General features: G+C 68.3%; 5 protein-coding genes. 4 read left to right on the top strand and 1 reads right to left on the bottom strand.

Features of this window, described 5'->3' with window-relative positions:
- Window positions 1-211 precede the first annotated feature (211 nt).
- The gene (locus tag IEY58_RS29260) at window positions 212-403 is read right to left on the bottom strand and encodes a hypothetical protein (protein ID WP_229744038.1); all 192 of its coding nucleotides are present in this window, start codon (window positions 401-403) and stop codon (window positions 212-214) included.
- An 87-nt stretch (window positions 404-490) separates the two neighbouring features.
- Between IEY58_RS29260 and IEY58_RS29255 the strand changes: the two genes are divergently transcribed.
- The 4 genes from IEY58_RS29255 to IEY58_RS29240 all read left to right on the top strand — a co-directional run bounded on the left by IEY58_RS29255 (window position 491) and on the right by IEY58_RS29240 (window position 15,531).
- Window positions 491-1,237 (top strand): energy transducer TonB, encoded by a 747-nt coding sequence (locus IEY58_RS29255; protein WP_189051710.1) that lies wholly within the window; start codon window positions 491-493, stop codon window positions 1,235-1,237.
- Window positions 1,234-1,842: an RNA polymerase sigma factor gene (locus IEY58_RS29250; protein ID WP_189051709.1), complete on the top strand. Its 609-nt coding sequence runs from the start codon at window positions 1,234-1,236 to the stop codon at window positions 1,840-1,842. Before IEY58_RS29255 ends, IEY58_RS29250 begins: the two co-directional genes overlap by 4 nt.
- Window positions 1,839-2,816 (top strand): FecR family protein, encoded by a 978-nt coding sequence (locus IEY58_RS29245; RefSeq protein ID WP_189051708.1) that lies wholly within the window; start codon window positions 1,839-1,841, stop codon window positions 2,814-2,816. The genes IEY58_RS29250 and IEY58_RS29245 overlap by 4 nt, the downstream gene beginning before the upstream one ends.
- A gap of 151 nt (window positions 2,817-2,967) precedes the next feature.
- Window positions 2,968-15,531, top strand: coding sequence for a filamentous haemagglutinin family protein (locus tag IEY58_RS29240; protein ID WP_229744037.1), 12,564 nt, complete (start codon window positions 2,968-2,970; stop codon window positions 15,529-15,531).
- Window positions 15,532-15,546: the final 15 nt, after the last annotated feature.

The raw sequence follows: 15,546 nt of genomic DNA, 5'->3' as shown, positions 1-15,546 counted from the left end.
CGCGCGACACGGCCCCTCAAATCAACGGATAGCGGCTTCGTCATCGTGACCCACCTCCCATCGTAGGGAATCACGATCACGCGCCTTTGGGAATCCTCGAATCACTCAGGTCGCAAACCGCTCTAGCAGCGGGCAAATGGCGGCACCCGCGCCTTCGGGCGTACCTCCCTGTCACTCGGCTGGGTTCTCAACAGAGGCCCCAGCCATTTTTTTAAGAGAAATAGGAAGCGTGACGCGCTTCCTCGAACCGGGCATCGGGGATCACGACCCGCCCGACCGTGTCGGTGCCCTGGATGCGCAGGAAGACGAGCGTCGAGCCCTGGTGCCGCCAGGTCGAGACGGCGTCCGGATCGGCTTCCGTGCCATAGGCGCCCTCGCGGACCCAGACGTCGGTGTTGTTCATACCGCAGGCCGGATGACACATGGATGTAAAGGATCAACCCTAGGATCGCATGCTCCTATCGGGGCGGCCCCTCGGGAGCAACGGTCTTTGGCGCTTTACAGCAATACTATCGGACGGCCCTTTTGCTGGAGAACCAATCCGTTCGAGCATGCCCTGTCGCTGGCGGCGAGCATTTGGCTCGCCGGCGCCGCGCTCACGCAGGCCGCGACCGCGGCCGACCAGCACAACATCCCTGCCGATCCGACGAGACCGATCGCGTTCGATCTTCCGGCCCAACCCTTGGTTTCGGCGCTGGAGAGCTATAGCGTAGTGTCGGGCTGGCAAGTGGTCTACGACGCGAGTTTGGCGACCGGGCGAGGCTCGACGGCCGTCGCGGGAATCTTCACCGCAGGGGTGGCACTGCGGATGCTGCTTGCCGGAACAGGGCTCAAGCCGGAATACATGGCGGCCGACGGAGTCCTGCTGGTGCCGGATCCGACAGCGGCCCCGGCGACGCCGGTCAAGGACGCTGCTGTCTTCAGCGCCTACAACGGCCGAGTCCAGGCGGGCTTGAAGCAGGCCTTCTGTGCGGAGCCGACGATACGGGCGGGTGCATACCGCATGGCGCTCGGTTTCTGGATCGGGGCGGCCGGTACAGTGACACGGGCGGAAGAATTGGCGCCGACGGGCCGGACCGACGTCGACCGGGCGTTCGATCATGCCGTGCGCAACCTGTCGCTCGGCAGCCCGCCGCCGCCCGGCTTCGAGCAGCCCGTGGTCGTCCTCGTGACGCCCGATCTCGTCCGCCAATGCGACACCGCCGATGCGGAACCGTCGCCAAGGGGAGATCGATGACCGAGGTGGGCTGGGCAGCGCTGCAGCATCGCCTGCTTGAGCGCTACAAGGACTTCAAGCAGCGGCTGACACGCTATCTGGGCTCCGCGGATCTCGCCGGCGATGCCCTTCAGGATACCTGGCTACGCCTGGAGCGCGGCGGCGAGTTGAGCGGCGTGCGGAGCCTCGACGCCTTCCTCTACAGCATCGCGATCAATATCGCGCGCGACCATGTCCGCGCCGAAAACCGGCGCCTCAGCACCTCCGAGATCGAGACGCTGCTTGAAATCGCCGATGAGATGCCGGATGCGGAGCGGACGGTGGAAGCGCGTTCGGAGCTGGAGGCGCTCGCGGAGATCATCGGCGAGCTTCCTGTGCGTCAGCAGGCGATTTTGCTGGCGGCACGCGTCGAGGGCCTGCCCCGTCAGGAAATTGCCGACCGCTTCGAGGTTTCGGTCCGCTTCGTCCAGCGCGAGTTGCAGCAGGCGCAGGACTATTGCGCCGCCCGGCTCGAAAAGTTTTCCGCCCGGAAGTTCAGATCGAGGGCCGTAGAAACGTCAACTGTTCGAAAGCCTCTTGCCAAGGCCGCCAAGAAGCCGATGGGTTCAGGGACTGAGGAAGAATGACCGACGGCCGGACCAAGGAGGTCGACCTCTTGAAGCGAGATGCCCGTCGCTGGGTGACGCGTCTCGTGTCGGGCGAGGCGACAATTGCCGATGCCGAGGCGCTTGTTCGTTGGCGTCGGCTGAGCCCGTCGCATGAGGCCGCTTATGCCGAGGCGCTCCGCCTGTGGAAGAGCCTTGGGCCCGGCGGCCGGACTTTCATTCAGCAGCAAGGCATGCCGAGCTGGTCGGGGCATCCCGCCCGGATGCGCCGGCGCGCCTTCCTGGCCGGTGCCGGCACGCTCGCCGCGGCCGCTGTGGCCTATGGCTTCGTCGACCCGCCGCTCGGCCTGTGGCCGTCCTTCGACGAGCTCCAGGCGGATTATCGGACTGCGACCGGCGAGCAGCGCCGCATCACGTTGGCGGACGTGGTGGTCCGGATGAATACCCAGACCAGCATTGCCGTTGCCGCCGGCGGCGGGGGTGAGGCGCAACGCGTCACGCTGATCGCCGGCGAGGCGTCTTTCGTGATGCCGCCGCAGCCGCACGGATCGCTGATCGTCGAGGCGGCAGGCGGCCGAACCGTCGCCAGCCGGGGGCGTTTTGATGTCCGCCATGCCGGGGCGAGCGTCTGCGTCACCTGTCTTGACGGAGAGGTTCGGGTCGAACGAGGCGGCGAGGCGGTGGCGCTCGATGCCGGCCGGCAGCTCAGCTATGGCGAGGCGGGCCTCGAGGAGAGTGCTGCCATCGACCCGGTCGAGGCCGCCTCCTGGCAGGACGGCTTCATCGTGTTCCGCTATACGCCCCTTGCCGCGGCAGTTGCCGAGATCAACCGCTACAGGCCCGGCAAGGTTATCCTGCTCAACGCTGCGCTCGGGCGGAGAGCTGTCAGCGGCCGGTTCCGGATCGACCGGATCGACGAGGTGCTGGCCTGGATCGAGCGGGCCACCGGCGCCAGCGCGCGGCCGCTCCCGGGCGGAATTGTCCTGCTGAGCTGAAGGTTCCCCTTAATCGGGGTGATACGAAACTGTCATCATAAATTTAGTTCAGATCCGTTCCCGGACCATCGTCAGCTTAGTGAGACGTCGTCGTTTCCCGGCTGGGGACACGATCGATGCTCTTGGTTTGCCTATTTGCCGAGAGAGTCCGATGCCCGTTCGTCCCGTTGCGTCCCGGTCCCGCCGTACCTTCCAGACCGCCCTCCTGACCAGCGTCAGCGCACTGACCTTGTTCGCCGCCGCGGCACCGGCTGAAGCGGGCAACATCCTGGCGCAGAGCGGGGCAGGGTCGGCGAGCTCGGCGGTGGCGTCGGCAGCAGCCTCGGCAATCACCTCGGCACAGCAGGCGGCGACCGCGACGCAGCAGGCGCGCAACTCGCTGGCGCGGGCGACCCAGGCGCTGCAGGCGATGCAGGTGGCTGAGAGTGCGGCCCGCAATCTGGCGCTCCAGGCGTCGGGCACGATCCCCGGCGGTCTGGCCCCGGGCGGGCTGCAGGTCGCCCCCAACGCGGGTGACGCCGCCGTGTGGCAGGGCGCCAACCTGCCGACGCAAGCGACGAGCGGCGGGCAGACGACGGTCACGATCCAGCAGCAGGCGCAGAAGGCGATCCTGACCTGGCAGAGCTTCAACGTGTCGAAGAATACGACGGTGCATTTCGACCAGACCGGCGGCACGCAGTCGAACGGCAGCAATAACTGGATCGCGCTCAACCGCATTATCGATCCGTCGGGCGTGCCGAGCCGGATCCTGGGCTCGATCAAGGCCGAGGGCTCGGTCTATCTCATCAACCGCAACGGCATCATCTTCGGCGGGGGTGCCCAAGTCGATACCCACACGCTCATCGCCTCGTCGCTCGCGTTCCTGGGCGAGACCATCGCCGGTCTGACGCCAGGCTCGGTCGCCTACGACAAGGCGGTCGCGGCCAGCAACGCAACTTTCCTCAACGCCGGCATTGCGGGGCCGGAGTCGAGCAGCGGCGGCGGCATTTCGCTCAATCTCGTGCTCGGGCAAGGCATCCAGGCCGATATTTTCACCGATGCCTATCACGCGCCGGGCGACATCACGATCGAGGCGGGTGCCAGCATCACGACCCATGGCAATGGCGCTCAGGGCAATGGCGGCTATGTCCTGATCGCCGGCACCAATGTCTCGAATGCCGGTACGGTCTCGACACCCGACGGCCAAGCGATCCTCGCGGCCGGCATCGGCGTCAGCTTCGATCCTGTTGGAACCAACAGCAGCGCATCGGCCAAACTTGCGCCGGTACTCACCGGACAGCTGATCAGCAACGAAAGCGGCCTGGACGCGACGCCGGTCTCGGTGCTGACCAACACGGGCTTCGTCCAGGCGCAGCGCGGCACGATCAACCTGCTCGGCACCAATGTCGCCCAGAACGGCGTGGTCGTGGCGACGACCGGCGTCAGCTACCCGGGCAGCATCACGATCAGCGCGCTCGACGGGCGGATCGTCACGACCGATTCGGGCAGCCAAACCTATCATCGTGCCGGCCTGGTGTCGTTCGGGGCCGGCTCGGTCACCGCCAACCTGCCCGAGGAGGATGGCGAGACGGCGACCTCGTCGCCGACCGCGAGCTTCACGCCGGGCAGCGTCACCATCAACGGCGGCTCGATCATGTTCCGCAACGGCTCGCTGCTCGAGGCGCCGGGCGGTAAGGTGACCGTCGCGACGCAGATCGAGAACGGCACTGGCGGCCAGGCGGCACAGCCGGGCAATCCCACCGGAATTGCGGTCCCACCCGTGGGCGACACGGCAATCCCCGGCCGCATCTACATCGACAATGGCGCCACGATCGACGTCGCCGGCCTGTCGGACGTCGAGCTGCCGGTCTCGGCCACGCTGTTCACCATTCCGATCATCACGCAGAACGAGCTCGCCGACTCGCCGCTGCAGCGCAACAGCTTCCTGCTGGATCCGCTGCACCCGGTGAAGAACCTCGTGCTCGACAGCACGGTCGCCGGCACCACGGCGGACGGGCTCGCCTGGGCCGGCAGCCCGATCCTCAACGCCACGGGCTATGCCCAGCTGATGCCGCGCAAGATCGACCAACTCCTGACCAATGCCGGCTCGATTACGCTCGCCGGCAACGAGGTGATCACGGCGTCGGGCTCGTCGCTCAACCTTGACGGCGGCTATGTGCATTATCTCGGCGGCACGATCAACACGGCCCAGCTGCTGGATGCCAGCGGCCACCGGGTCGATATCGGCAAGGCCGATCCGAACGATACCTATCTCGGCTTTGCCGGGCAGTTCACGGTCGACCACAACCGCTGGAAGGTCTCCGAGACCTTCACCAGCGGCCTCATCGCCGGCGGCACCTACGAGGCCGACTATATCCAGGGCGGCAATGCCGGCACTTTGACGGTCTACGGCCGGGGTGCGGTGGTGCTGGACGGTACCCTGTCGGCCCAGGCACTCGCCGGGCTGAAGCAGGTTGCGGCCGGCCGCGCGCCGTCGGGCACCGCGGCCGGCAACTCGTTCCTGCCCACGGGCGGCACATTCGACCTCGGCGACGGCGGCGGTCTCACAGCGATCAATCAAGCCTTTGTCGACACCAGCGAGCCTGGCCATTTCATCATCCAGAGCCAGGCGCCCGCGCTCGCGAGCTTCGATCCGAACTTCGGCGCCTCGACGCCGTTCGATGCGGCGGCGCTTAAGGCGCTCGACCCGAACGATCCGGAAAATGTGCTCCTCTGGCGCACCGTTCCGGCCGACGCGCTGAGCCAAGGCGGCTTCGCCAACGTGACGATCAACCCGGGCAGCGGCACGCAGGCCGGCTACGGGCTGACCGTGGCCGGGGGCACGGTGCTCACCCTCCAGCCGGGGGGCTCATTCAATTACAAGGCGGCGGCCGGCGGCCCGATCACCGTGCTGGGCAGCATCGTCATTCCCTCGGGCGCCATCTCGCTTGAGAGCGACGGTATCAACGGGATCGCCGGGGTACCCGGCGTCGCCGGCGGCGATATCACCGTCGGGCCCAAGGGCGTGCTCAGCACCGCCGGCCTCTGGGTCAACGACGGCGCTCTCACGAGCGCGCCCGGTGCCGCCAATTTCGTCAACGGCGGTGCGATCAGCCTGTCGGGCGGTCTGGGCGCCTCGATCATCCTCGACCAGGGCAGCCTGATCGACGTGTCGAGCGGCGGCGTGCTGCTGGCGAACGGCCTGCTCTCGAAGAACGGCGTGCCGGTGGGCCAGGGCGGCAGCGTCTCCCTCACCACCTGGAATTTCCATTCGACAGACAGCTTCTCTTCTTTTCACCCGGCGACGCAGCCGACGACCGGCACGCTCGTGCTGGACGGGACGATCAGAAGCGCCGGCTTCTCGGGCGGCGGCAAGCTCACGCTGCAGGCGCTGGGCTTCCAGATCGGCGGCGACCCGGCTGCGGCGCCCGCCTGGGCCATGGTGCTGCCGGCCGATTTCTTCGCCACCCAGGGCTTCGGGTCCTACCAGCTCAACGCGCTGTACGACGCGACCATCGCCGACGGCACCGAGGTGCATCTCACCCAGCAGAACCTGATTCCCAATCTCACCGCGCTCGCCCAAGCGCCGAGCGGGACCAGCATCGCCCAAGGCGGCCTCACCACGCTCGGCACGATCGACGCCTATCACCGTCAGGCGACCAACCTGACGCTGACCGCCGGTGGCGACGTCGGCTGGACCGGCGGCCTCGGCGGCGCGCTCGATCACTATGACGGCGTCGCTAATCGCGCCACGGTCGGCGCGGGTGCGGCGATCGAGGCCGATGCCGGCGCGTCCGTGACGCTCGGCGGCACGGACGGTGTCACCGTGCTGGGAACCATCCGGGCACCCGGCGGCGCGATCACGTTGACCGGCGACACCGACTATGCCAGCGCCGCCGGCATGGCGGGCAACCAGCCCTTCACGACACCCGACAAATCGGTGTGGCTCGGGGCCAATGCCGTGCTCGACGTCTCCGGCACGACACTCGCCAACCCTTCTGCCGCACCCGTCAATATCGGCGGCCGCCTGCAGGTCCCGACCGTGGGCAAGGTGCTGGCCGGCGGCACGGTCACTTTGTCCGACGACACGGGCTATGTGGTGGCGGAAGCGGGATCGATCATCGACGTGTCGGGCAGTTTGGCGACGTTCGACCAGCCGCAGGCGGCAGTGCCCGGCAGGATCGCAGGCGCGTCCTACGCACCGCAACTGGCCTGGAGCGATGCCGGGTCGATCACGCTCGGTGCCGGCAGCGGCCTCCTGTTCGACGGTACGCTCAAGGCTCTGTCCGGCGCGGCGCAAGCCGAGGGCGGCTCGCTCACCCTGCTGCCCGAAACCGTCTCGAATGGCCACGCCGGCGCCTTTGCGGGCGGCGGCGGTCTGGCGGGTGCCACCGGCCTAGTCCTGCAGCAGAGCGGCAGCCTGATGCCGGCGGGCCTGATACCAGGCCAGAATGTTCCGAACGCAAATCCGGGCACGATCCTGTTCTCGGCTGACCGCCTTGACGGCTCGGGGATCACGACCCTGGTGCTGGGTGGAAAATCGGCCAATCGCGACGCCAGTCCGCCAATTGCCTTCGCCGGCAATGTCGCGCTCACGCTCGGCCGGGCGGTCGTGATCAACGCATCCGAGATTCTGGCGCTGCCGTCGGCTGCCACGTCGATCCCGACGCTCGCTGCCGGGACGACCGATACCGGCGGCGCTGCCGTCTCGATCACCGCACCCTATGTCGCGCTCGTCGGCCGGACCGACAGCCATGCCGCCTCGCTGGTCAACACCGCCGCCGCCGCGGGCGATGCGACGCTCGCGATCGACGCCGGCTTCATCGACCTCCAGAACCAGGTGGCACTCGGCAATTTCGGGCAGGCGAGCCTCGCCAGCAGTGGCGACATCCGCCTGTCGTCGGCCGGGCTGCTGCCCAGCACCGACATCCTCGCGCCAGGCGTCCTATTCACGCCGGGCAATCTCACGCTCAAGGCGGCCGACCTCTACCCGGTGAGCGGCGAGAGCTTCATCCTCGACGCGGTCGGGCCGACGCCGACCACGATCACATTCTTGAATAACGGCGCGTCCTCGACGCCGCTCTCGGCCGGCGGCACGCTGCTGGTCGACGCCACCGACATCGTGCAGGCCGGCACGATCCGCGCGCCGTCGGGTGCCATCGTGCTCGGCGTCGGCAACGCGGGCGATGGCGCGACCGAGACGCTGTTCGACAGCCTGCCGCTCACCAGCACGCAGAGCGTGGCGCTCGCGACCGGCAGCGTCACCTCCGTCTCGCTCGACGGGGCCACCGTGCCCTACGGCGTCACCATCGACGGCAAGGAATGGCAATATGCCGCCGTGCCGAACCAGACGAGCGTGCCCGACCTGACGACGGCGCCGGCCAAGGTGATCACGGTCAACGGCGCCAGTGTCGCGCTCGACCATGGCGCAACGGTCGACCTCGCCGGCGGCGGCGACCTGCAGGCGATCGAATGGGTGCCGGGCACCGGCGGCTCGCGCAACCTGCTGTCCCAGTACAACATCAGCTACGCGACCAGCGCCAGCGGCACGACCGTGCCGCTCTACGCCGACGCGCGCAACGTCTATGCGATTGTGCCGGGCTATCAGGCGCCGGTCGCGGCCTACGATCCGGTCTATGCCCAGCAGCCCGACCCGGCGAACCAGGGCCGCACCACCAGCCTCGGCGTCGGCCAGGCGGGCTCGGGCGACCTTGTCGGTAAGGCGGTCTATCTCGCGGGCGTGCCGGGCCTGCCGGCCGGCACCTACACGCTGCTGCCGGCCAAGTACGCGACGCTCCCCGGGGCCTTCCGGGTCGTGCAAAACACCGGCGCCGCGACCGTGATCCCCGGCCAGGCCGCGATCCTGCCGGACGGTACGAACGTCGTCTCCGGCTACTCGGTCGATGCGCTGACCGGCGCCCGGCAAGCGACGCCGGTCCAGTTCACCGTGCAGTCGGCTGCCGCCTGGGGGCAATATTCGCAATACACGCGGACCAGCGCCAACGGCTTCGACTTCGCGACGCCGGCGCAGCGGGCGGGCAAGCCGGCGCCGGTGCTGCCGCGCGACGCGGGCCGGCTCGTGCTCGCGGCGACGAGCAGCCTGGTGCTCGACACGACCCTGAAGGCGGCCGCCGCCCCCGGCGGGGCCGCGGCGCAGGTCGATATCGCTTCGCAAGACATCCAGATCACGGGCACGGGCGAGCCGGCGCGTCCGGGCTATCTGCAGCTCTCGGCCGGCGGCCTCGATGCGCTCGGCGCCGGCAGCCTGCTCGTCGGCGGCACGCGCAGCCAGACGGCGAGCGGGGTCGCGATCACGCCGCTCGCCAACAGCGTCGTCGTGTCGAACGACGCCGCCGACCCGCTGACCGGGCCGGAGATCCTGCTCGTCACCAAGACCGATCCGACCGGCGCCGATGCCAATGCGGCGAACGGGCTGTGGGTCCAGTCGGGCAGCGTCATCGCCGCCCGAGGCAGCCTCGGCGGTTCGGTGCTGCCGATCACCATCGGCAGCACCACGAGTTCGGGCGACGGTGCGCTGCTGCGCGTCTCGAACGGCGGCCAGGTCACGGTCGCGCGCAGCAATGTCGGTTCGAACCCGCAAGGTCTGCTGACAGTGGCGGCGGGCGCCAGCATCGACGGTGGGGTGGCGCTGCTGCTCGACTCCTCGGGCAACCTCTCGTTCGATCCGGCCGCCCGCTTCGCCGGCACGGCGATCGCGGTCGACGCGCCGCAGGTCACCTTCACCAGCGCTGCCCAACCCACCGGTCTCTTCGGCTTCGTGGTCGGGCCGAACGGCCTCACCCAGTTCGCCAGCGCCCAGCAGGTGGCACTCAGAAGCTACGGCGCCATGCTGTTCGACGGCGACCTGGACCTGAGCTTCGGCCAGACGGTCGATCTGTCGGCCGGTGCCTTCATCGGCGACGGCCATGTCGTCCTGACGGCGCCGAAGCTCGCCTTCACGAACGAGGCAGGGGCGCCGGTCGGCACGGCGAGCGCCGGCCCGGGCAGCCTCACGGTCAATGCCGGCGAGCTCGACCTCGGCACTGGCGCCAAGGCGTTCTCGGGCTTCGGCACGGTCGCGTTCAATGCGACGAACGGCATCGTCGGGCAGGGCTCGGGCTCGTTCGACCTGGGCGGCGCGGCCGTGAACCTCGCGGCCCCCGTGTTCATCGCCGGCACCGGTTCGGCGACCGCGCTCACCACCACCGGCGCGCTTGTGCTCAGCGGCAGCAACGGGACGGCGCTCGCTCTGACGCCGGTCGGCGGCGCGCTCTCGCTCAAGGGCGGCTCGATCGCGGTCAACGGCGCCACGATCTCCGCTCCGGCCGGCAATGTGACGCTCGAGGCGACTTCGGGCGACCTTACCCTCGGCGCCGGCTCGACCGTGAGCGCCACCGGCGTCGCCAAGCCGTTCTTCGACGTCGCCCAATATGCCCCTGCCGGTGCGATCGCGCTGACTGCCGACCAGGGGAGCGTCGTGCTTCAGGCCGGCGCCACGCTCGACTTCTCGGGCGCGCCCGGCGGTGGTGCCGCCGGCAGCCTCGTGCTCTCCGCACCGGTCCGGACCGTCGAACTCGCCGGCACGATCAAGGGCAACGCGGCGCCCGGCTATGCCGGCGGCGCGCTCACGCTCGACACCGGCGGCGCGGTCGATCTCGACAATCTGGCGATCCGCCTCGCCACGAGCGGCGTCGACGGCGCCATCACGGTCCATAGCCGCGCGGGCAACCTCACGCTCTCGGCCGGCAATACGCTGAAGGCGCAGGCGGTCGCGCTCACCGCCGATGGCGGCGTCGGTGGGCAGGACCCCTCGGGCGGCCTGATCACCATCCTCGGCACGATCGACGCCTCGGGCATCAAGGGCGGCACGATCGCACTCTACGGCAAGAGTGGCGTCGACCTCGAGGGCTCGCTGCTGGCAACCGGCTCCAGCGCCACGACGCGCGGCGGCACGGTCATCCTCGGCACGGTCGGCACGCCCGACACGGTGGGCGGTGTCGTCCAGCTCGATCCGACCTACGGCTACGAGCTGGTCTCGGCGGCGAACTCGGGGCGCATCACGCTTGGGCCCAATGCCGTGATCGACGTCTCGGGCGGCATGGCTGGCGGGCTCTCCGGCGGCACGGTCACCTTCCGCGCCCCCTTGCTGGTCGGTGGCGACGTCAATGTGGCGATCGCGTCCGGCGCCCAGATCAAGGGCGCGCGCGCCACCACGCTCGAGGCCTTCGCCACCTGGAGCACGATCGATCCTTCGACCGGCGCCAAGCATTTCAACGGCATCATCGATCCGGCCGGCTGGTACGGTGACAGCGTGCCGAGCGCCGGCCAACCGGCGCTCGTTGCCGGCAGTTTCGCCGACCAGAGCGGCCACACGCTCGCCACCTGGGACGGCAGCACGCTCACCAACAGCGACGGCACGACGAACAATCTCGGCTACTACCTGCAGAACGCCTACTTCACGCCGACCACGGCGAACGCCGATCACCAGAATTTCTACGGCTATGTGAACGAAGACGCCAAAGCGGCCGTGCCCGGCACGCTCATGGGCTTCATCGAGAACGGCCTGGGCGCGACCCCGGCGTTCGCCGGCCGGTTCGCCGGCATCGCCAGCTTCCAGGCCGCACCCGGCGTGGATCTGGTCAATCCGAACCCCGCCGTCAATGGCGGCAATATCACGGTCCTCACCAACTGGAACCTGGGCGCCGGCCAGCCGAACAACGTCGGCACGATCATCCCGGCCTACCGCTATCAGGGGACGATCGCGCCGCGTATCACGTTCCGGGCCGCCGGGAATTTCATTGCCGACGCCAGCATCACCGACGGTTTCTTCCAGAGCCAGATCGCCAGCGTCCTGGGCGCCGCCGGCGGCGGCGCTGCCGGCGGGACCTATGCCGCCGCCCTGTCGCTCTACCAGCAGCTGATGGCGGCGGACGACCCGGCGTCGGTGACGGTGCAGTACGTCGACGGCTCGACCCAGCCGCTCACGGCGCTCGACCCGAACCTCGCCTTGAGCGCCCCGCTCACGGGTCAGGCGTCGGCGTATTACAGCGACTATGTCTCCTACGCCAACGCCTGGGGCACCGATATCAGTGCATGGGGAGGCGCACAGTATGCGGGGCATATTCTGGCTGTGAGCGCCCTCAGAACGCCTGCTCCGGTCCTTGCCAACTATTCCTCTTATCAGGACTATCTCATCGCCTATTACGGCCCCAATTTAACGGCGTCGGCTTCAAATCCCGGCGGGTGGCTCTTTGGATACTCCCGGTATACAGTCTCGGGTGGACTTGGGCCCTTCAAGAAATTCGGGACGCCGACGCCGCCGGAATTGTCGAGAAACCCAGCGGATTATCCTAAATATATTCAAGTGTATGACGGGTATCTCTATCAGCTGACCGAGACGCACAGCATTTTGCCCACCAAGCCGGCCAATGCCTATAGCGTCTGGTACGCGCCGCTGGCGCCGCTCTCCATTCCCTATACGGGCGTCAACATCGGCAATCTGCCGGGCAATTCTCCGGCGAGCGTGGCGAGCCCGAGCAATCCGCTGCCGGTCAGCTTCGCGACCCTGCTGGGCGGCCAGAGTTCGTCCTACCGGATCGTCGCCGGCGCGGACCTGGGCAGCGCCGATCCGCTCGGCGTCGAACCGGCCGCAACTGCGGCGGCCAGGGGCTCCGGGAACCTGTCTCTCAACGGCCACTTCAGCTATCTCGACGGCAACGGCCAGCCGCTGTTCGATCCGACCACGATCCGGACGGGCACCGGGTCGATCGACCTTGCGGCCGCGAACAATGTGAGCCTGCTCGATCCGGTTGCGCCGGGCGTCATCTACACGGCCGGGGCGCCGGCGGCGGGTGCGCCCCTCGGGATCAGTGCGAGCATCGTCCCCGGAAAGAGCGGTTTCGGTGCCTACGATGTGCTCGCGACCAGCGCCGTCAATCCGGATGCGGCGGGCAATATCTCGATCCACGCCGGCAACGACATCACCGGCGTCGAGAGCGTCACGGGCTCGGGGGACGCCATCAGCCAGTTCTGGTGGCCCTGGATGCAGACCGGCAACGTCCGGTCGTCCAACGGCCAGGTCACCCAGGCCTCGATCAACTTCGGCGCGTTCGACCAGGGCGTCATGAGCGTCGGCGGCGATGTCGCGATCTCCGCCGGCGGCAATATCCAGAACCTGGCCGTGTCGCTGCCGACCAGCTGGTATCTCCCGAACGGCGGCGCGACGGTCAACACGGTCGGCGGCGGCGACCTGACGGTGACAGCCGGCGGCAACATCCTCGCCGGCGACTATTTCGTCGCCAAGGGCACCGGCACGATCACCGCCGGTGGCCAGATCGCGTCCGGCGGGCTGACGCACATCCTCAATGTCTTATTCGGGACGACCGAGGGCGTCTCGACCATTCTCGCCGTGCAGGACGGGGTGCTCGATGTCACCGCCCGTCAGGGCGCGGATATCGGCGCGATCGTCAATCCGTCCTACATCCAGGGAACCACGCTGCAGAACGGCTATAGCGCGCAGACCGCCACCTGGCTCGCCGACGCGCAGAGCTATTCGGCGCGCTCGGCCGTCAACGTGGTCTCGACCACCGGCGCCGTGGCGCTGAACTCGCTGACCGACCTTTCGCCGATCGACGCCGGCACCCCCGGTGCGACCGTCAACGACGACAGCAACATACTGCCCGCGACGGTGACGTTCACGGCGTTCAACGGCGCTCTCTCGATCGATCGCGCCGGCCAGCTCTATCCGTCCGCGACCGGCCAGCTCAGCCTGATCGCCGACCAGTCGATCTCCTTCCAGCGGACGCCCAACTCCAACTACGCCGACCTGCAGTTCGGCATGATCGACGCCTCGCCCGCGGCCCTGCCGTCGCCGCTCAACCCTATGCCGATCAACATGAACACCAGCTCCGGCGTGTTCGACTTCAATCTCCTGTCGCCCGCGCTGGTCGATCACTCGCCGACGGCACTCCATGCCGGCGACAGCCAGCCCGTGCGCATCTACAGCCTCACCGGCAGCATCACCGACGGCATGGTGGCGTCCGACGGGAGCGGCTTGTATGACCGCCTCATCACCCTCTCGGTCGACAAGCCGGCCGAGATCCGGGCCGGGCAGGACATCACCAACCTCGACTTCCGCGGCCAGAACCTGCGCCAGGACGACATCACCCGCATCATCGCCGGCCGGGACATCTGGGACAGCCCCAACCTTGCCGCGGACACGAATGCGCCGGTTCCGAGCTTGCAAACGGGTGGGCCGGGCAGCTTCGACGTCGAGGCCGGTCGCAATATCGGCCCGCTCACGCCGTCCTACACGACCACGAACGCCGCCAACGGGACCACCGGCGTTGCTACCGGTATCGTTGCCGTCGGCAACGCCATCGACCCCTACCTGCCGCACGAGAGCGCCGATATCGACGTGCTGTTCGGCGTGGGCAAGGGCGTCGCCAACGCCGCCTTCATCAAGGCCTATGTCGATCCGGCGGTCGCGACACCGGCGGTCGAGCAGGCGCTCGTCGCCTTCATGGAGACCTGGGACGAGGGGACCGGCATCGATACCGGGCTCAAGAAGGACAAGCCGTCGGTGACGCTGACGCTGAACCAGGCCTGGGCCGAGTTCCAGGCCCTGCCTGAAGCGGCACAGCAGCGCTTCAACCGGCAGGCGCTGTTCACCGTGCTGACCCAGGTCGGCGTCGACTACAACGATCCGTCGAGCTCCTATTATCACCAGTACGCGCGCGGCTATCAGGCCATCAACACGCTGTTCCCGGCGGCGATGGGCTACACCGCCAACAGCCTGTACGGCGGCAAGCAGGGTGCCGAGACCCTGGTCTCGACCGGCGATCTCGACATCCGCAACACCACCATCCAGACCCAGCAGGGCGGCAACATCGCGCTCCTGGGCCCTGGCGGCGAGGCGCTTATCGGCGGCAGCTCGGCACCGCCCGCGACCGGCAAGTCGGCCGCCACCCAGGGCGTGCTCACGCTCGAGCAGGGGGCGATCGACATCTTCACCGACCGGAGCGTGCTCCTGGCGCAGAGCCGGATCTTCACCGAGCAGGGCGGTGCCATCACCATCTGGTCGTCGAACGGCGATATTAATGCCGGCAAGGGCTCGAAGACCCTCGCCGACGTGCCGCCCCCGATCTATGTCTGCGACAGCGACTTCTACTGCACGCGCGACGCGCGGGGTGCGGTAACCGGCGCCGGCATCGCCACGCTGCAGACCATCCCCGGAGCGCCCTCGGCCAATGTCGAGACCATCGCGCCGCGCGGCACGGTCGACTTCGGTGCCGCCGGCATCCGCTCGTCGGGCAACCTGATCGTCGCCGCCCAGTTCGTCGCCAACGCCGCCAACGCCCAAGTCCAGGGCCAGACGATCGGCGTGCCGAAGGCGGCCACCATCGATGTCGGCGCGCTAAGCTCCGCGTCCAACGCGGCCGGCGCCGCGGCCAATGCCGCCGCCGACGCGGCCAGGCAAAGCAACCGCTCACCGGCGCAGGACCTGCCCTCGATCATTACCGTCGAGGTCATCGGCTATGGCGGCGGCGAAAGTTCGCCGGCCCGGGAACAGCGGAACGACAGCCGTCGGCGGAAGCAAGATGTGCAGAGCTACGATCCCGATAGCGCTGTCCATATGCTTGGCAATGGCAAGCTGACAGAGCAGCAGAAAAGCGCACTGACGGAGCAGGAAAGGCAGGGGCTGGATCGCGTTACCAGTCAACCCGGCTCTCTTTAGGGCTCCATACCTCTC

The sequence above is a fragment of the Aliidongia dinghuensis genome (assembly GCF_014643535.1).
Classification (GTDB): Bacteria; Pseudomonadota; Alphaproteobacteria; order ATCC43930; family CGMCC-115725; genus Aliidongia; species Aliidongia dinghuensis.
The sequence above is the reverse complement of the archived record's forward strand: the minus strand, read 5'-3'. Positions and strand labels throughout refer to the sequence as shown.

Coding starts and splice junctions, on each gene's coding strand:
- IEY58_RS29260 (WP_229744038.1), bottom strand. CDS start 403: ATGAACAACACCGACGTCTGGGTCCGCGAGGGCGCCTATGGCACGGAA.
- IEY58_RS29250 (WP_189051709.1), top strand. CDS start 1,234: ATGACCGAGGTGGGCTGGGCAGCGCTGCAGCATCGCCTGCTTGAGCGC.
- IEY58_RS29245 (WP_189051708.1), top strand. CDS start 1,839: ATGACCGACGGCCGGACCAAGGAGGTCGACCTCTTGAAGCGAGATGCC.
- IEY58_RS29240 (WP_229744037.1), top strand. CDS start 2,968: ATGCCCGTTCGTCCCGTTGCGTCCCGGTCCCGCCGTACCTTCCAGACC.